This is a genomic window from Spongiibacter marinus (assembly GCF_016906995.1).
Taxonomy (GTDB): Bacteria; Pseudomonadota; Gammaproteobacteria; order Pseudomonadales; family Spongiibacteraceae; genus Spongiibacter; species Spongiibacter marinus.
In genome coordinates, this window is sequence record NZ_JAFBBD010000005.1 from 153634 (window position 1) to 175494 (window position 21861).

The window sequence follows — 21861 nt, forward strand, 5'->3', positions numbered from 1 at the left end:
TTATCCAGAGATGCGGATATGAGTAAGAATGTAGTGGTATTGGGCACCCAGTGGGGTGATGAAGGCAAAGGCAAGATCGTCGATCTGCTGACGGATCAGGCCAATGCGGTCGCCCGGTTTCAGGGTGGCCACAACGCCGGCCATACTCTGGTTATTGACGGTGAGAAAACCGTTCTTCACTTGATTCCATCAGGTATCTTGCGCGAAGGCGTCACCTGCCTGATTGGCAACGGTGTGGTGCTGTCGCCAGAAGCCCTGCTCAAAGAAATGGCCGAGCTCGAAGAGCGTGGTGTACCAGTTCGCGAGCGCCTGCGTTTAAGCCCCGCTTGCCCGTTGATTCTCCCTTATCACATCGCTTTGGATAATGCCCGCGAGATAGCACGTGGCGCTGCCAAGATTGGCACGACCGGCCGCGGTATCGGCCCGGCTTACGAAGATAAAGTGGCGCGCCGAGGCTTGCGCCTGGGTGATGTATTTAATGCCGAGCGCTTTGCCGAAAAGCTGAAAGAAGTGATGGAGTATCACAACTTTACTCTGACGCAGTACTACAAGGCAGAGGCGGTTGATTACCAAAAAACCCTGGATGAAGCCCTGCAAATGGCTGAGCAGCTTCGCCCGATGGTTGTCGATGTTACCAGTGCTTTGCACGCCTACCGCGAAGAGGGCGCCAACATCTTGTTTGAAGGTGCTCAGGGATCATTGCTGGATATTGATCACGGCACCTACCCCTTTGTCACCTCGTCCAATACCACTGCGGGCGGCACGGCGACCGGTAGTGGTTTTGGTCCGCTGTACTTGGATTACGTGCTGGGTATCACCAAGGCCTATACCACACGTGTGGGCAGTGGTCCGTTCCCGACGGAGTTGTCTGACAATGTGGGCGAGCACCTGGCCAAGCAAGGGCATGAATTTGGTGCAACCACCGGTCGTGCCCGCCGCTGTGGTTGGTTTGATGCGGTCGCCCTGCGTCAATCAGTGCGTATCAATAGTGTAACCGGCTTGTGCCTGACGAAGCTGGATGTGCTCGACGGTCTGGATACCGTGAAGGTATGTGTGGACTATCGCAACGCTGCGGGCGAGTCGATTTCCGCGCCATTTGATTGTGAAGACTACGATCAAATCACGCCAGTGTATGAAGAACTGCCGGGTTGGTCTGAGTCGACAGTGGGTGCCAAGTCGCTGGATGAGCTGCCAGACAATGCCCGCGCCTATATCAAGCGCATTGAGACGTTGTTGAATGTGCCCATCGATATCGTGTCCACCGGCCCAGACCGCGTTGAAACTATCGTACTGCGCCACCCCTTCGCCTAAGTAAGCGGCGGCGATCTCAGGCTTTGCTGCCAAGATCGAGTGATAAAAAAAGGCCATGCATTGCTGCATGGCCTTTTTTGTTTCCGGGGTCGTTAGCTTAGAACGCCCACTGTGTGCGGATAGCAAAGCTGTCGATGTTGTCAGCAACCTCGCCTTTATCGTTCTGGATCGCGCCGCCGTCCAGGTCGTAGCTGCGGCTGTAATCAAACAGCACGCGCATGTTGCGGCTCAGATACCAGTTCAAGCCCAGGGTAAAGCGCTTGGCTTCGCCGCCACTGATATTGTCATCTTCCAGATCAATTTGATCAAAGCGTGCAGCGACTTCCAATGCGCCCCAATCGCCGGTGCTGGCATTGAATGGCGTGTTCACATTGAAGTACTTAAATTCGCCTTCAGACGCTTTGTAGCGGCGTTGACCACCAAAGATACTGTAGCCGAGTTGCACGTAGTGCGCGGAAAAGCTCAGGTCGTCGCCACTGTCACGGCTAACATTGTTCGCTGCAATCTCGCTTTGCACCGACCAGGCACCGTGCATGGCGGCAAATTCCAGAACGCCTACTTCGACCTTGTCCATATCCGCAACGCTGGCGTTAACGGGCTTGAGGTCAGAGAAGTTCGTGGTTTTATATGAGAATGACGGGCTCTTGCCATTCGCTAAACCGTCGTCGCTGGTTTTGCGCAGGCCATAAGATGCACCCACGTGGACAACGGTATTGTCATTCAGAACCGGGGCGAAGCTGGCGCGCGCGCCAAAACCGTGGCCTTCATCGGCATCATTATTAGAAATGCCGTCGCCGAACAAACCGGCCTTAGCGTGCCAGTTGCTGCCACCGCTGGCTGCTGTGATGCCAATGGCGCGGTCAAAGTAGGGCGTGGTGAGCGCAGCAACCAGTGAACGCTCGGTGAACATAATGTCATTAGAGCTTTCTTCTACTTCCATGCTGACCGCATGTTTTTGGTTACCGACCGTCAGTGTGATGGGGGCAGAGGTCAGCTTGTAGCTCAGGTTGGCGTCTTTAACGCTGACCTTGTTGCCGGCGAAGTCACTTTCCAGCACGTACTTCCAGCGACCGTTCAGTTTGCCTTTAGCGTAGAGGCGGGCGCGGCGGATTTGTGTGCCGTCAATTGCATCTTCTTGGTTGGCAAACGCTTCGTGGTCGTGTGTGGCGTAGTCGGCGTGCAGGCGACCGCCAATTTGTATGCTGGCTTGCTTGTCCGCACTTTCAATTTTTAAGCCTTTGCTGCCCATGCTGACGGTCGCTTGTTGTTGTGCACGTTGCGCTTGTTCGGCCTGCAGTGATTGCGCTTCTTCGGCACTGATAATGCCTTTTTCTTGTAGAAGCTTCAGTAGAGCGGCGTCCTGCAGGTTATCGGCGAAGGCGTGGCTGGTTGCAAGGCAGGCGGCAATTGATGCGCTGCATGCTAAAGAAGAGATCGTTTTCATTGTTTAGGCACCCAAAATGAAAGAAGTGGCACTTATGTTACAAACCGGCGACAAGTGTATTTCCGTTTTATGACATTTTTATGACCAACAGGCGGCATTACTCCCTGTTTTTACCAGACGGGGTCTCGCTGAGCCCCTGCGTTGTTCTCTAAGGCCTTGTTATTCAAATACAAATTAGCTTCTTATGGCGGCTTTGTCTAAAAAATAAGCAAAAAACACCGGCTGAAACATTTTCGTCATAGTTTATTCACTGAGTTGTCACTTTGCCTGCCTAACATACGCCTCAACGACAACAAGCTATGCCCTATTTAAAAGGTTCCGGAGATAAGTTCCCATGAAAAAGCTTTTCGCAATGACAGCAATGGCCTCAGCGATGGCGCTGGTAGGCTGTGGTGGCGGCGGTGATATTAATATCAATGCCCAAAACAACTCTGTAGACAACAGCACCGGCAATGACGGTGGTACGCCTTCCAATGCTTGTGCGGCATACAGCGATAACGGCGTAACCCAGCAAGGCAGCCTGGACGGTGTGAACTGCATCTACGGTCCTGACTTCGTTAGCTTGACCAACCCGATCGAAACGCCTGCCGGCAACCCGGTTGTATTCGAAAAGCTGAGCAACGGCGGTGTGCACATCTTCCGCGATAGCCTGGTCGTGGGTAAAAACTATGACAACGATGCAGACCTGAATGCAGCAGGCATCACCAAAGGTGGTGACGGTGCAAGCATTCAAATCGAAGCGGGCACGACCTTGGCCTTTCAGTCTAGCGACGATTACATGGTAATTAACCGCGGTTCGCAAATCATCGCCGAAGGCGAGATGAACGCGCCCATCACTATCACTTCAGTGTCAGATGCTGTGGAAAATTCTGTTGACCCTGAGGACGTACAGCAGTGGGGCGGCTTGATCATTAACGGCTTCGGTGTCACCAATAAGTGTTCTTACACCGGTTCTTTTGCGAACAACAACTTGGCCACTAGTGACTGTCACGTTGCTGCAGAAGGTAAAGCGGGCGCCGGCCAAACGCATTACGGCGGTGATAACAACGAAGATAGCTCAGGTACGCTGAAATACTTCATTGTTAAGCACACCGGCTTTGAAGTTGAGGAAGACAACGAGCTGAACGGAATTTCTTTCAACGCTGTTGGATCGGGCACCACGGTTGATTACCTGCAAGCCTACTCAACTTACGACGACGGCATCGAGTTCTTCGGTGGTGCGGTAAACGTGGGGCACTACATCGGCATGTACGTGCGTGACGACTCTATCGATATCGATGAAGGCTACCGCGGCACGATCGACTACGCACTGGTTATCCAGTCTGAGAACGACGGCAACCGCTGTGTAGAGTCTGACGGTATCGGCAGCTACTCGAGCAAAGACCAAGCGACCATTGATGACTTCATCGCTCGCGGCTTGAACTCGCAAGCGACCATCAAGAACCTGACTTGTATTGTGTCAGCGACAGAGGTGAGTGGTCAGCCAAACGGTACTGGTACCCACGATCCCGGCCAGGGCATGCGTATTCGTGAAGCGCATTTCCCAACCATCCAAAATGCCTTGATCACCACGGCTTACAAAGGCGATGTGAAACTGGCCGATGACGACTACAACTACTGTGTGCGCATCGATAACGAGGGCCTGCAAGCGGCTCAGGATGGCGATCTGAAAATTGAGAGCAGCATCATTGCTTGTCAGGACCTGACTGATGGCAACGATCTGCCCAACGGCACCACTCAGCTGCAGTTCTTGCAGGCCAGCAACGACACTTACCAGTCGCTGGAAGCGGGTGAAGATCCCACTGCCGATGCGAATGCCAATCTGGAAATCCTGAAAGGCTTCTACTCGCTGCCACTGGCCGACATGAAAGTGAATGGTGCTGCCCCAACAGTAACACCCGCTGATGGTCGTGCCTTCATCGGCGCAGTCACCGAAGACGATGACTGGACTGCGGGTTGGGCCTACGGCTTGGAGCCCGCTAACCGCGGCCAAGGCCTGTGGTTCGAATAAGCGAACGCAGAGTCTAACGCCAGAGCCGTAAAACAGAGGGCGCCTTACGGCGCCCTTTCTGTTGAAGACAGGTCAAATACGAGTAGGTCTTTACTGATGAAAAAGCAGATGATTAAAAAAGGGTTGCTGCCGGCATTTAGCCTGAGCGCTCTTAGCCTCGCCGTTTCGGCGGTGGCGCAAGAGGCCGACAGCGACCTCAGTTTTAACAAGCCACTGGAAGAAGTGGTTGTTGTTGGCCGCCTGAAGAGCACCGCCGAAAACCTGGTGATTGAACGGCTGGAACAAGAAGTCGCGGTGGATTTTCTCGGGGCTGAGGCGATTGGTCGTATCGGTGATTCAACCGTTGCTGCCGCGCTGCGCCGCGTGCCCGGTGTTACCCTAATTGATGACAAGTTTGTTTTTGTCCGCGGTTTGGGTGAGCGCTACTCAAGCACCTTGTTAAACGGTGCAGTGGTTCCCTCTCCAGACCTGACGCGCAGTGTTATTCCGCTGGATATTTTCCCAACGTCCATCGTTGAGAGCCTGGCGGTTCAGAAGGTGCATTCCTCTGATATGCCGGCTGCTTTTGGTGGTGGTAATGTGGATATCCGCACCAAAGGTATTCCCAGTGATCTGGTGTTTAGCCTTGAGATTGGCACGGACTACAATAGCGCCTCTGACGGCCGGCTGCTGACCTACAAAGGCGGCAGTGACGATATTTATGGCAACGACGATGGCACGCGAGCGCTTTCTTACAAGCTCAAGCAAGCGCTGCGTCAATACGGCGGTAGCCTTGATCGCAACGATATTCTCGCCGATATGCGCCAGTCAAACCCCAATGCAACACTGGCCGATGCCGAACAGCTCAACCGTGAGTTGGCGTTGAACCTGTATCGCAATATCGATATTTACGAAACTGATGACGACGATAACTTCTCTGCTGAAGTTAACGCCGGTAACCGTTTCTATCTTGGCGATGCTGAAGAGATTGAGTTTGGCGTGTTGGCTGGGCTGTCCTATGACCGCAGCTGGCGCAATAAGTCGTCGGAAGTGCGTTCGGTATCTGACGAGGACGAAGCCGAGTTCAAAAACGAGACGACGCAGAACACATCGATTGCTGCCAACCTGAATTTTGGTTTGCGCTTGAACGAAGATCACTCGCTGGAAACAACCAGCCTTTATCTTCGCAACACCGATGACAAAACTTCAGTCACCGATAGTTATGACAACGATCAGCCTGTGGGCGGGGACATCTCGGACCGTCAGTTCAGAATTCGTTTTGAACAGCGCGAGCTGGTGGTGAATCAAATTCGCGGTGAACATACTTTCGGTGAGTTGAGCCGCGAGCAGTTGGGCTGGGATCAGTTGGCCTTTGCCGAAGGCTTGAGCTTTAACTGGTTCTACTCCGACAGTGAATCGACGACTGAGATCCCCAACGAAGTTGCGGTGCAGACACGTCATGTAGAGGGCCCGAATGGCAGCACCACTGTTGCCGCAAACGCGACGGCTGCCGACTACCGTTTTACCGATCTCCAGGATGAAGTTGAGAGCTACGGTTGGGAAGTGAAAATGCCGTTCTCCAGCATGGATTGGAAAGTTGAGCTGAGCGGTGGTAACGAGTATTGGGAAAAGGCGCGTACCTATCGCCAGACCCAGTTCGGCCTGGGCTCAGTGGACGCATCGGATGCAGTGCGCAGCGGCCCACTGGATCGCGTCTACAGTGACGCTAATATTCTCGACCCCAACAATGGCTATCAAATCCAGGTGGCTGGCAGTAACTCCGAAAGTTACATTGCCGCCAACCGCGTTGATGCCTACTACGGTAAGCTCGACGTTACCTGGCAGGATACCTGGCGCGTTGTTGCTGGTTTGCGCTACGAAGACTATCAGCAAGTGGGTTTGACCTGGGATCCGCTCGACTTTGATGGTATTCCTGTCGTGAGCAATGAGTCCGGTGGTCAGCAGGCGATCATCGACGAGCTCGAAAATGCCGTCTTCACCGACGACGATACCTTCGCTTCGCTCGCGGCAACGTACATGCTGCCCGGCTTCTGGGCCGAGGACTTTCAGCTGCGCTTTGGCTACAGTGAAACGACGGTTCGCCCGGACCTGCGTGAGATTGCTGACTCCAGCTACGTGGACCCAGTGACTGGCGCGCTGGTGTTCGGTAACCCCGATGTTCGCCCGGCGCAGTTTAAAAACTACGACCTGCGTGCAGAGTGGTTCTTCAGCAACAGCGACAGCTTCACCGCATCGTTGTTCTACAAGGACATTAGTGACCCGATTGAGCTGTTCCAGGCTGCGGCGGGTGACACCAACACCGCTGTTGAAATCGTCAATGCCGAAAGCGCGACGATTATGGGTGCAGAAGTGGAGTTTATGAAGAGCCTCGGTGACTTTTCCGATGCGCTTATCCCCTTCTTCCTTCAGGGTAACTTGACTCTGCTGGATACCGAGCTGGTTGCTGGCAGCAATGCCGATGCGCCCACCAACGCTAAGCGCGACCTGGTTGGTGCCTCAGACTATGCGGCGAACTTGATTCTCGGGTTTGACTCGGCAGACGAAATGCACGCGGCAACACTGTCTTACAATGTGTTCGGCGAGCGCCTTTACTTTGCCGGCCGCAATGGTGAGCCCGACGCTTTTGAGCAGCCTTTCCACTCATTGGATGCCACCTATTCTTTCTACCCGAACCAGTCCGTTATTGTGAAGGTGAAGGTGAAAAATATTCTGGATGAAGAGCTGGAAATCGAGCGCGACGGTAAGACCACGTTCCGCGAGGAAGTGGGTACGACCTTTAGCGCTAGCATTGAATATGAATTCTAAATAAAGTCAGTAACCTTACTAAGGCGCCCCTGAGGCGCCTTTTTTATGCCCGGAATTGCTATACGGTATTAATACGCGACATCGCCGATGCCCGACTATTTGCCCTGCTTGAGTTTGGCGTGAGCAGCCTTTAGGCCGTATTCGTGGTACTTGTCGGTATTGCCCTGGCTGCGAAAAATAACGGCCGCAAACTGATAAAAACGATACTCGTTTTTGTCCAGTCGAATGGCGCGTTTGATGGAATTCAAGGCTTGGGGATAGTCGCCTCTTTCAAAGGCTGCGCGGGAGCGGCTGTAGTGCCAGAAAGGGTTGTCGCGCTGTCGAGATTCAATGACTTGCTCAAGTTGCTTAGCGCGATCTTTGCGGCCACTGCTGCGGTACAGCCGGGCCAAGTTGGAGAGTGATGCGGACTCCTCCGGGTCCAGACTCAGCGCCTTTAGAAAGGCAAGCTCGGCTTCGTCGTTGTGCCCTTCTCGGCGGAACAGAACGCCTAAGTTACCCCAAATATAGGCTTCGTCAGGGCCGAGGTACAGCGCCCGGCGCAGGTAGAGATAGGCATCGCCGTAATTTTTGCTGTTCAGTGCGCCAACGCCCAGGTTGCTGTAATACTGCGCGGCGGCGATATCGTCGCTGACTCGTTTTTGCGGATAGCGATAGTCGTAAATATCTACGCTGAAGTCGATAACTTCGCGTTGGCCATTGCCGAGGTCGACAACGGCATTGATGTGTTTATAAATCGCTGAACTGCTGTTGCTCAGCATTTCCCAGCTAGGCGGCACGCTGACTTCATTAAAATAGACATCCAGCTTTGCTTCTCGCGCCAGCGCTATAAACAATAAACTCAGCGACAAGCAGTCGCCTTGTGGGTCTTCAAAGGTGTCCGCGGCACTTTGGGTAATACCCGGTTGGTAGCGAATGCCCAATTGCCGGGGCCGCACCATGGCATCGACTAAGTAGCGGAGTCTGGCGCGCGGGGTGAGTACCGGCGGCACATGCTCGTTGACGAAGTAACGCATCTCTGCGGTCACCGCGAGAATGTGTTGGTCCGGGGTGTTGAGGGGCGCGGGTTGCCGGTTGAACAGCGCCTCCTGGTGCAGCAGTTGTGCAACCGCATCGCTATCCGGGGCAGCGATAAATTGCTCGAGTTGCGTGGGCTGTGTGCTGCAGGCGCTGCTCAAGAGCAATGTGGCGCTCAGTATTATTGTTTTTGCCGGGTGCTTCATTCCAGGGGCTTGCCTATACCACTAAAGGCCGCGTCGGCGGCTGTTACGTTTCACAGTAACGCCGATCGCGGCAGTCAGCAAGGCGCTTAGTATTGCGAGGCGGGCAGGCGTACTTCCATCCCTTCTAGGTCGTCGCGCACCTCAATTTGGCAGCTTAAGCGGCTGCCCTCTTCGGGCTCGAGTACCCCGTCGAGAATGCCTTGTTCCATATCATCGGCTGCGGGCAGTTTGCTGCGCCAGGGTTCGTCAATGTAACAGTGGCAGGTTGCGCAGCTGCACGAGCCGCCGCACTCGGCCAGAATGTCATCGATACCGCCGTCGAGTGCGGCTTGCATCAGGCTGTGACCGCTCTCGGCCTCGACTTCGCGGGCCTCGCCGTTGTGAGAGATAAAAGTGATTAGCGGCATAAAATGCTCCAGTGGGTTATTTGTGTCGTCTGCTGCTGGGTGCAGGTGGCGCAATTTTACCCTCTAGAAGGGGCGATGCCAGTCTTGAATGGAAATGTTGTCAATTGTGATGCTATTGGGCGATGTGTGTCGCTTGCAGCATGGCTATATTGCCTGTTGCATGAGCTGGGAGTGGGGAAATACGGTGACTACAGACAAACACGAGCTAAGCCTGGCTGACCGACTGGCGCTACATGAACTGCCAGGGCGGTACGGCGACGCAGTGGACGATCGGGATTGGGCGCAAATGGATTCCATCTTCACCGAAGACGCGGTTTTTGAAGTGCGCGGCCTGGTGACGTTGCGAGGTGTTGCAGAGATAAAGCGTTATATGGCGGAGGAGGGGCAGCACCCACTCGCCCACTTGATGTGTAACATCCATGCACGGGAAGACGGTGATGGCGCGCGGCTATTTTTTCGCATTATTGCGCCGGTGCCGCGCGAGGATAAAAGTCGCGATGGCTACTGTATGCACTTCGGCTCTTATTATGACTGGCTGGTGAAAACCGCACAGGGTTGGCGGGTAAGGCACCGAATTTTCTCGGCGAAACGACTAACAGAGTATGAGGAGGCCCGAGGTGAGTGAGATAAAAGTAGCGCTGGTCACGGGGGCGAGTCGCGGTGCTGGTGCGGGCATCGCTCGTGCGCTGGGTGCTCACGGTATGACGGTTTATGTTACCGGTCGCACCGTTGAGCCCGGCGATGCGAAAGCCTGGGATGGTTCGGTATTGCCCGGCACCGTTGCGGAAACTGCTGCTGCGGTAACGGCTGCGGGTGGCAAAGGTATTGCTGTGTTATGCGATCACAGTGACGACGAACGCGTGGCCGCGGTGTTTGAACAAATTCGCCGTGAGCAAGGTCGGCTTGACCTACTGGTCAATAACGCGACCTATATGCACCCGCAGCTCATTGAGCAGAAACCCTTTTGGCAAAAAGACATCTCGGCCTGCGAGATACTCAACGTAGGATTGCGCTCGGCCTATATCGCCAGCTGGCATGCAGCGCAGATGATGGTGGAGCAGGGGCGAGGCCTTATCGTTTTTGGCTCATCATTTGGTGCCTCCTGTTATATGCACGGCCCCGCCTATGGCGCGCAGAAAGCCGGGCTGGATAAGTTTGCCCACGATATGGCCGTAGACTTGCGGGGTTCGGGAGTGAATACCCTGTCGGTGTGGATGGGGCCGCTCAAAACTGAGCGCGCCGCTGTTGCCAGCAAGGTCAATCCAGCGCAATACGAAGCCTTCAGCAAAACTGCCGAGAGCCCGGAGTTTACCGGTCACATTCTCTATGCCTTGGCCACCAGCAACCAAGCAGAGGCCTTGAGTGGCCATACCGTGATCGGAGCAGAGTTGGCGCGGGAACTTGGCGTAACCGACGAGGGCAACGTCCGCCCCTCCTACCGGGAGACTTTAGGCGAGCCGCCGAAACCCAATCCGGCGGTGGTGTATTAAAGCAAAGCTCAAGTTGCCGCTTAATGGCGAGCACTCTGGTAAGTGGGGCTTTTCGCGGTGAAAAATCCCACTTTCCTACGGTTGGCTCGCTAAGCCAGCGACAAGCATAGTGGCACATGCCTATAATCCGGCGGCATGTTGCCGTTGCCCACGGTGGATGAGTGGGGGCAGCAACTGTTCAATATGGTATCGACCCAAGCGTCATGGATGAGCTGGCAGGTCTGATGACGGGACGCTATAGCAGGCATTACGTAAGTACTTGGGATGCAATCACTACCATTAAGCAACGAGCCAGCGTTGATTCAGCACCTTTACGGTGCCCTGATTGATCCGGCGGGTTTTCATCACTTTCTCGAGACGTTGACGCTGTCTATTGGTGGTGAAGCCGCTGAGCTTTTGGTGATCCGCCGCACCCCTCTGCGGGTGGAGAATGTTTGGTACTACGGTCTTTCTGAGGAGTTGTTGCAGTGGTACATAGGCAGCGACATGATTGCCGTGGATATCGTCATCAATACGGCAATTCGTCAGGCGCCAGGCGCTTTTCAGACCGCGCTTACCTATGTCGAAGAGACCAACCCCGATGAGGGCTCTGTGCGCTGGGAAGAAGAGCAGGGCATGCTCGATGCCGCTTGGCTGGTTGTTGAAAGCTCGGCGGATGAATGTGTGCTGCTGACAATTCAAAGAACTGTGGGACAGGGTGCATTTCAGCCGCATGAAATTGGCGCTCTGAACCGACTTGCTCCTTATATTCGTCAGGCTGTGGGCCTCAATCGGCAGTTAGCATCGCGTAGCGACGCGTCGTCATCGCTGGCTGCGGTTATCGATGTATTGCCCGATGCGACGTTAGTGCTGGACAGCTATTCCACGGTGTTGCACTCCAATAAGGCCGCGCGAGCATTGCTTGATCGCGAGCGCAGTCTGGCGATACGCGATGAGCGCCTGAGTTTTTCAGAGACGGCGCTGCAGTCCGCGTTTTTTCTCGCCTCGACACAGGTTGTGCGCGCCAGTATTGGTCGCGAGGGGCATTACACCGAGACCTTATTCTTAAAACGTGCCGGTCGCCAGCCGCTGATATTTGTATTGCGGCCGATAGAGAGCAGCGAGTTATTGGCGGGCGGAGCGCTGCTTACCATTTATGAGCCCGGTCACCGGCAGTTGCCAAATGCCGAGCAAATTGCCGGCTATTTTGAACTTACGGTGGCGGAGTCACAGGTGTGCGAGCACTTGGTAGCGGGCATGGATTTGCAGGCGATTGCCGACCACTTGGGGCGCAAGATAAGCACTGTGCGTTACCAGTTAAAGCAGGTTTTTCAGAAGACGGCATGCACCCGGCAGGGAGAGTTGGTGAGCAGTATTTTGGCGGCGCTATTGCGATAGCGCCTGTTGCAATGGGTGTCTGCGGGCAGTTTATGCCCGCAGGAGATTGAGCTTATTTTGCAACGACCTCTCCGACCAGCTCGCTGATAAAAAAGGCACTTTCATGGGAGGTGGTGCCGTCCTTATGCGAAAAGCTAATCAGCGCCATGTCACGTCCGCGGCTGTCTTTGATCGGCGCAAAGAGCCAATAGCCTGTTGAGTCGTCGTCCATGGTTTCGTAGTAATCGAGGCTGCCCGCCGCATTGACCTTCCAGCTGTGTTCGATCGTGCTTGACTCATCGGGGCCAAAATCCACCCTGCCTGAGCCGTTTTCGTAGAGCCTGACCGAAATTTTATCGGCCTCATCTGGGAAGGCGTATGTAAAGGCTTTGCTCTGGTTCTCGACAAACAGGCGCTCTGCGCTGCGTTCAACGGTAGCGGTTTTTCTATAGATGGCGCTGCCGTTGTCATCTTCTACCCGCAATTTTACCGTGAAGCGGCCCACGCGCATGAAGCTGAATGCATCCTCGGCGTCGCTTTCGCAGTTGAAATCGCCCCATTTAGTGGTGGTGCATACATCGTCACCGTCGGATAAGCCGCCGTCTCCGTCGGTTTCTGAAACGATGTCAGTCACGCTGAACTGTTTGCCATCAATGCTGTAATTTCCCCATTCTGAGGTAGGTGCGTCAGCGGGGAGGGAGGCGTCACCCTCGTCGCGATAGCTGTGGGCTACGTTGTAGCTGCCATCCTCAAGTACCGTAAGAACGTGGAATTCGTCAGCCTGATCTTCAATCAGCCAGCTACCTACAAAAGCATTGCTGCTGCTTTTGACGCTTTTAAATGCTGCGGCGGCATCGGCCTCGCTACCAAAATGTAGCTCATCGTTAACTAAGCGAACCGTTTCCTGGCCGCAGCCTTCGCCCAGCGTTTCACAGAAACCGCCATCGGTGTTGGACTGAGCCTGGGCGCTGAACGTGATTACGCCATCGCTAGGGTTCCACTCGTAGTAGCCCCATTCTGCGGTGGCGGTACCCTGATCATCGTTGCCGTATTTGTGGCTGACAATGTAGCGATTCCCGCTCAGGAAAGTCAGTACGCTGACTTCTTCGCCATTTGGCCCTTTACCGTTACTGCTCTCGCCCGCCGGCTCGACAAATAACCAGCTGCCGCGCAGGTCGGCCTGTTGTGAACGGCCAAAATGGGCTTCGGCCTTGTCCGCGCTGACTAAGCTTTTGCCGGTGGGGGTCGCAATTTCGGTATCGAATTGCGTTTCAAACTCTGGTTGCGGCAAGCCGAGATTGAGCTGTGCATCGGCAAGAAGGCCGTGAATCTCGCCGTCAATGGTAATGCCATTGTCAGGATTGCCGTCATCGTCCAGTGACTGCAGTAAGCGCAGAATATTGGTGACCTGGTTGGGCGTGCCGCCGTCCATGTCGGCTGGGGTGACTCGGCCGCTGGCGGGAACCTCTGGCAGTGTGATTCCACCAATACTGAAGGTGACGCTATCGCCCTCAACAAATTCGTACTCACCCAGCTCAGTCGTGCTGCCTGATTGGCCGCTGGGCGCGCTTTGGTAGCGGATGCCGGCAACGGCGCTGTCGGTAAAAATGCCTCGCTGGACCTCCGGCTCGGAACTATTGCTTCCGCCAGACGAGGAGCCACCGCCACCACAGGCGGTGAGTGTAAAGGCTAGGGCGAGCGGCCCCCAATGAGCTGATTTCATGGTATCTCCGATTTTTGTACCGAATGTCTAAAGTCGCTAGAGGACCATAGAGCCAGGTACAGCTCATCTCCCAAATTGGGTATGCGTTACTGGGTAGCGGCGGAAATCGGCAATATTTCTATAATTACCGGGAGCGCGTCTTATTGTTTGCCTGTTTGGGGGGGAGGGCGTAAGTGAAATGGTGGGGTGGACTGCCCCGAGGCCTTTGAAGCAGTCTCAAAATGAGGGTCAGGCGTGCCATGAAAACCCGGGGTAGTCCACATTTGTGGCTCAGGCTATTTGAAAGAAATGATGCTTAGCGCTCTAAGTCGGCTCTCTAGTAGTTTTGATGCTCGTTTTTTCATCTGTTCGGGCATGAAGCTGTGTTGAATCAAGTTCAGCATATTGCTTTGGTTACGATGCAGTTGGTCGATGAATTTCTGTATAGGCTTTTCGGGGATTCCCAGTCGGGCAGCCAATTCAATGAAATCAATGCCGGTGTAGTAGCCGTAGTGTTGCTGGGCATCTGAAAATTGCTCGTCGCCTTCCTCTGGATCAAGCAGTAAACCCAGTGCCAGTTGTCCCAGTCCTCTCTCATTGCCGTCAGTATTGAAGGCTTCGCAAAACAGGCAGTCGTAGTTAGGGGTGAGTTTGTTGTAGTAGAGCCCGGTATTGTCGGGCAGACGCTGCACACTGAAGTTTTTGAGGTGCAGGTCGTCGTTTCCTATCAAGTAGGCAAAGATTACCCGGCGCACGAAATCCAATACGACAGCCTGCTTGCCCCCGCTGACTTCCTGAATCAGTTTGCCTGCTTCTTCGTAGGTTTTACTGTATTTGCCCTCGCTAGGCATATTGAAGCACTGCAACAGGTCTTCCTGGTGGACTTTGCCACCCCCGCCCTTTTTTTCGGTAATGCGGTCAAAACGCTTGGTAATGTAGGCCAGTTCGCCGTCTGCAAAGTCCACCAATCCGCACTGAGCAGTTTCGATGCCCAGTAGCTCACTGAGGCGCATGGCCGCATGTTCGTTCTCGGCGGCGTTGGGGTAGGTTTCCGGGCTGGGTTTGAGGATGTATTCGCCACCCCCGGATGTGGGTGCCAGCTGCCGTTCTTCATTGATCTTGAGGGACAGCTTTTGCTGTACCCCAGAAATGGAGATGCCTCGGCTGTGTTGGCGGCTGTTTTGGAAGAACTCGCTTCGGCTAAATGGTAAGTGAGGGCTTACCTTGGTGCTGCCCAGGAGGTTTCTCAGCGCAGCAGCCTTGTAACCTGCTTCAGTCTCCCTCGCGCTCAAGGGTTTCAAACTGATTTTGCAATATTGGGTCATGCTGTTCCTTCACTCTCTGGCTTTGCTTTGTGTCTGAGCAGCTGGCTGTATTGTAACGGCACCAACTAAGTCGCGCCCGTTAGCCAGCAGCAAGCCAAACCGGTCGGACTCATCAATTCTCTGTTCCTGTGTCTGCAGCTTTCGCAGCCAGCCCTCAGAGACCAGGTTTTCAAAAAAACCATGTAGCTGAGAGCTGTCAAAGGCGTCCTCCTGTAACGGAAGGTTAAAGCTGATGGGGGTGCCGCCTGCCAGATAATTGTGGTCGTACTGGAAGCGAAAGCCCGGCTCGGTCTCAGACAGGGTGCCCGCCAGTCGCCCGTTGTAGAAAACCTGCGCTACGCGCTTGCTCATCATTGTTCACCTGATGTGATTAGCCTATCCATAGTTTCATGCCCAGTGCATTGGCGACGCTCATTAGGCTTTCCAGCCGAATATTGGCTGTGCCCTTTTCAATTTTCACTAGGGTGACATAGGCGATGTTCGACAAATCGCAAAGCTCATTCAGGGTGAGCCCCTGCTTTTTTCGCTCAGCACGAATGCGCTGACCGGCTTTTTCTATAGGAGAAAGGTTTTGAGTTTGTTTGGCTATAGATGCGGTTCTCTGCAGCTCCGTTACCTGCTGGTGCAAGGTGTTGAGCAGTTCGTCGATGTCGGTCTTGCTTTCTGATAAGTTCATTTTTGTGTGTCATTTTTGGGGTTTTTCTAATATTTATTCATTAAAGCATATTTTTTATATTTTTAGATATGCTTTTACGATTAATAAGATATTTTTTCTGTATTTTGTGTGTTTTTATGTATCTATACTGCTGCTAGGCTCTTGTGCTTAGGGATGCAGCATCTCAATAGATGGCTGTGGGAAGGGTGTCTGGCATTGAGGGGGCCAGTATTCAGGATGTTAGCCCTACATTAACTATAGGAGTGTTGGGTTGCCTGGGCTGACGCTTACGCTGCGTGCTGGGGGTAGGATTTAAGGGGCTTGATGTGCCAAGGTTAGTGAGTTTTCAGACTTGAAAACTGCTACACAGTTTATGCAATTCAGTGCTATACATCAGAAAATAAAAAAGGCCCTAACTCTTTGAAAGTTAGGGCCTTTTCAGAATATGGTGCCCAGGAGAGGACTTGAACCTCCACGGCCGTGAGGCCACTAGCACCTGAAGCTAGCGTGTCTACCAATTTCACCACCTGGGCAGGGGGTAAAACGAGGCAATTGCTGCCGAGGCGCGCAATTTACTGATATCGCGCTTTTTTGTCAACGCTTTGCGTTACACTAGGCGCAAATTTTCTAGCTATTCAAGAGGAACTGCCACTGCATGCCTAAAGGCCGCAAGCAACATAACGACCCCCATGCCGCTCGTGAAGCCGAGCGCTATGAAAATCCTGTACCTAGCCGCGAGTACATCCTCGACCAGTTGAGGTCTTCAGAGCAGGGTATGACGGCAGCGGCGCTGCGCAAGCGTCTTGATGTTGTCGGGGAGGAGCTGGAGGAGGGCTTGCGACGCCGCATCAAGGCGATGTTGCGTGACGGCCAGTTGATTGAGGGCCGCCGCGGTAAGCTGATGGCACCTGTTGTGGGTGACGCGATTAAAGGGCGCGTGCAGGGGCATCGCGACGGCTACGGTTTTGTACTGGTCGACGATGAAGAGGATGTATACCTGCACAGCCGGCAGATGCAGCAGGTCTTTGACGGTGACACGGTTGCAGTAGAGGTTACGGGCAGTGATCACCGTGGGCGGCGGGAAGGCATTATTGTCGATGTGCTTGAGCGCAATACCCAGCAATTAGTGGGTAAGCTGGTTGATCACCGCGGCCGCTGGGTTGTGGTGCCGGATAATAGTCGAATCCAAAATTGGGTCGCGCTTGAGGATGATGATACGGCGGGTGCCAGCGAAAATGACTTTGTGATGGTGTCGATCACACGTCAGCCCGGGCTGCGCCAGCAGGCGCGGGGCAAAATAGTAGACGTGCTGGGTGACCGAGCGACAGTGGGCGTTGCCACCGAGCTGGCACTGCGCAGCCATGAAATCCCCTTCGAGTGGCCCGAGGCGGTAGAGGAGCAGGCTCGGCAGTTTGGTACTGCGCCCGCGGAGGTGGATAAGACGCGCCGCGTCGACTTGCGCAAGCTGCCGCTAGTGACGATTGATGGCGAAGACGCGCGGGATTTCGACGATGCCGTCTACTGTGAGAAAAAGCGTTTCGGTGGTTGGCGGCTGTGGGTGGCCATTGCCGATGTCTCGCACTATGTGACGCTGGGCTCCGCGCTGGATGAAGAGGCCCAGCGCCGCGGGACCTCAGTGTATTTTCCCGATCGAGTGGTGCCGATGCTGCCGGAGGCACTGTCCAATGGCCTGTGCTCGCTAAACCCGGATGTCGACCGCCTGTGCATGGTGTGTGAAATGACCATCAGTGCGCGGGGGCGGCTGAGTGGTTACCAGTTTTATGAGGCGGTAATGCGTTCACATGCCCGCCTCACATACAACGAAGTGGGCGCCATGCTCGGCGTGGAAGGCGCTGACCCCGCTAAAGACACCGGCAAACACCGCGACCTGCTTCCTCAGTTAAGCGAGCTTCACAATTTGTACACAGCGCTGCGTGAGGCGCGCTCTAAGCGTGGTGCTATCGACTTTGAAACGGTTGAGACACGCATCGTCTTTGACGACGAGAAACGTATCGATGCGATCGTGCCCGTACACCGCCACGATGCTCACCGAATGATTGAGGAGTGCATGCTGATCGCCAATGTGGCGACGGCAAAAACGCTGGAAAAGTCAGGGCTTGAAGCGCTGTTCCGCGTGCACAATGGCCCATCCGAGCAAAAGCTGAGTAACTTGCGAGAGTTTTTGGCGGAGATCGGGCTGGGGTTAAAAGGTGGCGACGACCCCTCGCCCACCGATTACCAAAAATTATTGGCGAGTTTGAAAGACCGGCCCGACGGCCAGATGATTCAAACGATGATGTTGCGCTCGCTGAGCCAAGCCGTGTATCAGCCGGACAACGATGGCCACTTTGGCTTGAACTACACCGGCTACACCCACTTTACCTCGCCGATACGGCGCTACCCGGATTTGATGGTTCATCGGGCGCTGCGGTATTTGTTGCGCAACGGTGGCGGGAAAGCCCCCAAATGCTTCCGGCCTGTGAAAGGCGCACCTGATCTGCCGCGCGAAAAGATCTATCCCTATGATATGGCGGCGCTGCTGGGTCTGGGTGAGCACTGCTCGATGGCCGAGCGTCGCGCCGATGATGCCAGCCGCGATGTAATGGCGTTTTTGAAATGCGAATTCCTGCAGGAGCATGTGGGCAGTGAATTCGACGGCATGATCGCTGCGGTGACGGGCTTTGGTTTGTTTGTTGAGCTGCAGGACCTCTACATAGAAGGGCTGGTGCATATTTCAGCGCTGCCACAGGACTACTATCAGTTTGACCCGGCCCATCAGCGCTTGGTGGGTGAGCGCAGTCGCCGGGTATACCAGTTGGGTGATTCGCTAAAAGTGCAGGTGCTCAGTGTCGACCTAGACGAGCGCAAGGTCGATCTCGGCTTGGTGCAAGGCGAGACCAAGCGCCGCCGTAAACCGTCGCTGCGCGAAGCGCTTGCCAAGGGACAGGTGCCAAAGTCCAAGCCCGGTAAAGCCCCTAAGGCAAAGCGCGGTGCTGCTGGCAAGAAGTCGGGCGCAAAGAACAGCTCTGCCAAAAAGGGAGTGGCCAGTAAGAAGCGCCGCCGCTAACGCAGTGATGAACCCCGCCCGTGAGGAATACGGGATGCTTACAAAAGGTTAAAGAGTGAAAGAGCAGATTTTTGGCTTGCACGCCGTTACCACTGCGCTGCAACGCCGCCCGGAAAGTATTCGTGAAATGTGGGTGCTGGAGGGGCGTCGAGACAAGCGACTACATACCGTGCTTGAGCTGGCGCAGCGACATGGCATTACTCTGCATGAATGTTCTCGAAAGGTGCTGGATGAGCTCGTCGACGGACGGCATCAGGGGGTGGTTGCCAGTGCCAAAGCGCCGACGCAAACCCATGAAAAGCGCTTGCCCGAGCTGGTTGCTGAAGCGGGCAAGCGCGCTTTGGTATTGGTCCTTGACGGCGTGACTGACCCCCATAATCTCGGCGCTTGCTTGCGCAGCGCCGATGCGGCGGGGGCCACGGTAGTGATCGCGCCCAAGGATAATTCTGCGAGCTTAAACGCGACCGTACGCAAGGTGGCCTGCGGGGCTGCCGAAGCAGTGCCATTTGTGCAGGTAACCAACCTGGCGCGCAGCCTGCGCCAACTCCAAGAGGCGGGGGTGTGGATTATTGGCTTGGCGGGAGAGGCGTCGCAGTCGCTGTATGAATGTGACCTGGCGGGGCCTGTTGCGCTGGTGATGGGCGCCGAAGGGGCAGGTATGCGGCGCCTAACCCGAGAGCAGTGTGATTACTTAGCGCACCTGCCAATGGCCGGGGAGGTCAGCAGTCTCAATGTATCGGTTGCCACCGGGGTGTGCTTGTTTGAAGCGGTGCGCCAGCGTCTTTAATACCCGAATTTGATTAAAAAATGCACGAATTGCTTGCATCTGTCAGGGTGCTTGCCTAGAATTCGCGCTCTTGTTTTAACGGTAAGCTCGCCCATAGCGGCTGGTTTGCCCTCCTTGCCACACCATAAAGGGTGGCTTAACCCGTAAGGAGCATACAATGCGTCACTACGAAATCGTGTTCCTGGTCCACCCGGATCAGAGCGAGCAGGTACCTGGTATGGTCGAGCGTTATACCCAGGCTATCGAAAAAGACGGCGGTAAAGTTCACCGCTTGGAAGACTGGGGCCGCCGTCAACTGGCTTACCCCATCAACAAAATCCACAAGGCTCACTACGTGCTGATCAATGCTGAAGCAAGCGCTGATGCGATCGACGAGCTGACCACAAACTTCCGCTACAACGACGCTGTTCTGCGTAACCTCATCATCCGTCAGGATGAAGCGGTTACTGAAGAATCTCCGATCATGAAGGCGGAAAAAGAAAGCCGTGAGCGTCGCAGCCGCAGTGAACAGCGCAGCGAGCGCCGTGACAGCGAGCAGCCTACCGAGAAGCGTGAAGAAGCATCAGAAGCCGCTCCGGCTGCTGAGCAGAACGCTGAATAATTGCGGACAGAGTGAGGATTTAAAAGATGGCACGTTTTTTCCGTCGTCGTAAGTTTTGCCGCTTCACCGCGGAAGGTGTTAAGCAGATCGACTACAAAGATCTGGACACTTTGAAAGCCTATGTTTCAGAAACTGGCAAGATTGTTCCCAGCCGTATTACTGGAACCAACGCCAAGTACCAGCGCCAGCTGTCTACCGCGATTAAACGCGCGCGTTTTCTGGCTCTGCTGCCTTACACCGACAGCCATAAATAAGCTGAGCGGATAGTCATGCGCCCCCTTGCAGAATTTATTATGAAAGGGCGCCTCCAGGCGGTGGCAGTTGCCGGTCTGGGGATAGGCAGTTTGATGTTTGCCTGGGTAGGGGCCTCAGCCGCTGCCTTGGTTACCCTGAGAAAGGGAATGACCGAGGGCGCCTTTGTTGTATTTTGGGCGCTTTTACCGGCCATCGCCGTTGCGTTATACGGCCAGGATGTCGGCCCGCTTTGCATGCTGTTAACTACAGCCGCAGCAGCCGAAGTACTGCGTAGCAGTCGATCCTGGCCTTTAGCACTTGCCAGTGCTGTGCTGGGTGGAATGCTCAGCGCCTTTGCCCTGTATCACGGGGCACAGGAATACCTGGCGGGAATTTTGGCTACCGTGCAGCCGATGTTGGATCAGCTTCAAGCGCAGTCCAGCAATGCGTTGCCCCAGATACTGACCGGCGATATTGCGGCAGTGATTGGCGGCAGCACAGTGTTGTGGAGCGTGTTAGCGCTTATGCTGGCGCGCTGGTGGCAAGCACTTTTGTACAACCCGGGTGGGTTTCGCGAAGAGATGTGGTCTTTGCGCCTGCCAGCGGTACTGACCGTTGTGTTCGTGGCAGTGATGCTACTGGTGAGCCAACTGGGCGAAGTGTACCGCTTCTGGGGCGTTATGTGTTTGCTGCCACTGATTGCTGCGGGGCTGTCACTGGTGCACGGGGTGGTGGGTCGTCTTGCCTTAGGGCGTGTATGGCTAGTGGTGTTTTATATCGCGCTGTTGTTGTTAGGCCCGCTGTGGGCGGTGCTGATTTTGGCAGCGATTGTAGATAGTTGGATTGATATCAGACGGCGTTTGCCGACGGCCTAATAGGCCTCGAGACAGACGCGCAGAAGAGGGTTAGAACCATGCAAGTGATTCTGCTTGAGAAAATTGGCAAGTTGGGTGACCTGGGCGACCAGGTAAATGTGAAATCCGGTTACGGCCGTAATTTCCTGATTCCCTTCGGTAAAGCAGTTCCTGCCACCGAAGACAATGTAGCGACATTCGAAGCGCGCCGCGCCGAGCTGGAAGCCGCTGCTGCTGAAAAGCGTGCAGAAGCTGAAGCACGCGCAGCGAAACTGGCTGAAGTGGCTGTTAACATCGAAGCGAATGCGGGCGAGGGCGGCAAACTGTTCGGCTCTATCGGTACTCGCGATTTGGCTGAGGCGATCACTGCTGCTGGCGTTGAAGTAAGCAAAAGTGAAGTGCGTATGCCTGAAGGTCCCATCCGTGAGATTGGTAGCTACGAAATCGCTATCCAGGTTCACAGTGATGTGATTCAAAACGTTGCCGTAACGGTTGTTGCTGAGTAATAACTCGCCAATCAATGGTAGCAGCGGGCGGTGAGCACTGCCCGCAATGCTGTGTCCTGTTAATGGGGTGCGGTGAAAAAAGC

General features: G+C 54.7%; 19 protein-coding genes and 1 tRNA gene. 12 read left to right on the forward strand and 8 right to left on the reverse strand.

Features of this window, described 5'->3' with window-relative positions; genetic code table 11:
• Positions 1–18: 18 nt before the first annotated feature.
• Entirely contained in the window at positions 19–1311 is a 1293-nt protein-coding gene (locus tag HNR64_RS09110) for an adenylosuccinate synthase (RefSeq protein WP_204996185.1), read from the forward strand.
• Between the two features lie 97 nt (positions 1312–1408).
• On the opposite strand, the gene HNR64_RS09115 is transcribed toward HNR64_RS09110, so the two are convergent.
• Entirely contained in the window at positions 1409–2755 is a 1347-nt protein-coding gene (locus HNR64_RS09115) for an OprO/OprP family phosphate-selective porin (RefSeq protein WP_204996186.1), read from the reverse strand.
• A 334-nt stretch (positions 2756–3089) separates the two neighbouring features.
• On the opposite strand from HNR64_RS09115, the gene HNR64_RS09120 reads away from it, so the two are divergent.
• Together HNR64_RS09120 and HNR64_RS09125 are read left to right on the forward strand one after the other, a co-directional pair.
• Complete coding sequence (locus HNR64_RS09120) at positions 3090–4766, forward strand: serine/threonine protein kinase (protein WP_204996187.1); 1677 nt, start codon at positions 3090–3092, stop codon at positions 4764–4766.
• Positions 4767–4862: 96 nt separating this feature from the next.
• Positions 4863–7571 carry a TonB-dependent receptor domain-containing protein gene (locus HNR64_RS09125; RefSeq protein ID WP_204996188.1) on the forward strand — a complete coding sequence of 903 codons (2709 nt, stop codon included), beginning with the start codon at positions 4863–4865 and terminating at the stop codon, positions 7569–7571.
• 95 nt (positions 7572–7666) lie between these two features.
• Here HNR64_RS09125 and HNR64_RS09130 read toward each other — a convergent pair whose 3' ends face one another.
• Positions 7667–8794: a tetratricopeptide repeat protein gene (locus HNR64_RS09130; protein ID WP_204996189.1), complete on the reverse strand. Its 1128-nt coding sequence runs from the start codon at positions 8792–8794 to the stop codon at positions 7667–7669.
• An 86-nt stretch (positions 8795–8880) separates the two neighbouring features.
• Positions 8881–9201, reverse strand: coding sequence for a 2Fe-2S iron-sulfur cluster-binding protein (locus HNR64_RS09135; RefSeq protein ID WP_027874112.1), 321 nt, complete (start codon positions 9199–9201; stop codon positions 8881–8883).
• Positions 9202–9289: 88 nt separating this feature from the next.
• Between HNR64_RS09135 and HNR64_RS09140 the strand changes: the two genes are divergently transcribed.
• From HNR64_RS09140 to HNR64_RS09150, 3 genes are all read left to right on the forward strand, one after another.
• A complete protein-coding gene (locus HNR64_RS09140; protein WP_204996190.1) occupies positions 9290–9826 on the forward strand; it encodes a nuclear transport factor 2 family protein in 537 nt (178 codons plus the stop codon).
• A complete protein-coding gene (locus HNR64_RS09145) occupies positions 9819–10691 on the forward strand; it encodes an SDR family NAD(P)-dependent oxidoreductase (protein WP_288364000.1) in 873 nt (290 codons plus the stop codon). The genes HNR64_RS09140 and HNR64_RS09145 overlap by 8 nt, the downstream gene beginning before the upstream one ends.
• Before the next feature lie 264 nt (positions 10692–10955).
• Complete coding sequence (locus HNR64_RS09150) at positions 10956–12068, forward strand: helix-turn-helix transcriptional regulator (protein WP_204996192.1); 1113 nt, start codon at positions 10956–10958, stop codon at positions 12066–12068.
• 52 nt (positions 12069–12120) lie between these two features.
• Here the strand turns inward: HNR64_RS09150 and HNR64_RS09155 are convergent, their stop codons facing one another.
• From HNR64_RS09155 to HNR64_RS09175, 5 genes are all read right to left on the reverse strand, one after another.
• The gene (locus HNR64_RS09155; RefSeq protein WP_204996193.1) at positions 12121–13770 is read right to left on the reverse strand and encodes a hypothetical protein; all 1650 of its coding nucleotides are present in this window, start codon (positions 13768–13770) and stop codon (positions 12121–12123) included.
• Between the two features lie 275 nt (positions 13771–14045).
• Positions 14046–15074: a type II toxin-antitoxin system HipA family toxin gene (locus HNR64_RS09160; protein WP_204996194.1), complete on the reverse strand. Its 1029-nt coding sequence runs from the start codon at positions 15072–15074 to the stop codon at positions 14046–14048.
• Positions 15075–15083: 9 nt separating this feature from the next.
• On the reverse strand, positions 15084–15425 hold the full coding sequence (locus HNR64_RS09165) for a HipA N-terminal domain-containing protein (RefSeq protein WP_204996195.1): 342 nt from the start codon (positions 15423–15425) through the stop codon (positions 15084–15086).
• Positions 15426–15444: 19 nt separating this feature from the next.
• Complete coding sequence (locus tag HNR64_RS09170) at positions 15445–15750, reverse strand: helix-turn-helix domain-containing protein (protein WP_204996196.1); 306 nt, start codon at positions 15748–15750, stop codon at positions 15445–15447.
• A 425-nt stretch (positions 15751–16175) separates the two neighbouring features.
• A tRNA-Leu gene (locus tag HNR64_RS09175) sits at positions 16176–16262 on the reverse strand.
• Between the two features lie 122 nt (positions 16263–16384).
• Between HNR64_RS09175 and rnr the strand changes: the two genes are divergently transcribed.
• From rnr to rplI, 6 genes are all read left to right on the forward strand, one after another.
• A complete protein-coding gene (gene rnr / locus HNR64_RS09180; protein WP_204996197.1) occupies positions 16385–18796 on the forward strand; it encodes a ribonuclease R in 2412 nt (803 codons plus the stop codon).
• Positions 18797–18851: 55 nt separating this feature from the next.
• Positions 18852–19583, forward strand: coding sequence for a 23S rRNA (guanosine(2251)-2'-O)-methyltransferase RlmB (rlmB, locus tag HNR64_RS09185; protein ID WP_204996198.1), 732 nt, complete (start codon positions 18852–18854; stop codon positions 19581–19583).
• A 157-nt stretch (positions 19584–19740) separates the two neighbouring features.
• Positions 19741–20184, forward strand: coding sequence for a 30S ribosomal protein S6 (gene rpsF, locus HNR64_RS09190; RefSeq protein WP_204996199.1), 444 nt, complete (start codon positions 19741–19743; stop codon positions 20182–20184).
• Positions 20185–20210: 26 nt separating this feature from the next.
• Entirely contained in the window at positions 20211–20438 is a 228-nt protein-coding gene (rpsR, locus tag HNR64_RS09195) for a 30S ribosomal protein S18 (protein WP_027874105.1), read from the forward strand.
• A 39-nt stretch (positions 20439–20477) separates the two neighbouring features.
• On the forward strand, positions 20478–21293 hold the full coding sequence (locus HNR64_RS09200; protein WP_204996200.1) for a hypothetical protein: 816 nt from the start codon (positions 20478–20480) through the stop codon (positions 21291–21293).
• Between the two features lie 38 nt (positions 21294–21331).
• The gene (gene rplI, locus HNR64_RS09205) at positions 21332–21778 is read left to right on the forward strand and encodes a 50S ribosomal protein L9 (RefSeq protein ID WP_204996201.1); all 447 of its coding nucleotides are present in this window, start codon (positions 21332–21334) and stop codon (positions 21776–21778) included.
• Positions 21779–21861: the final 83 nt, after the last annotated feature.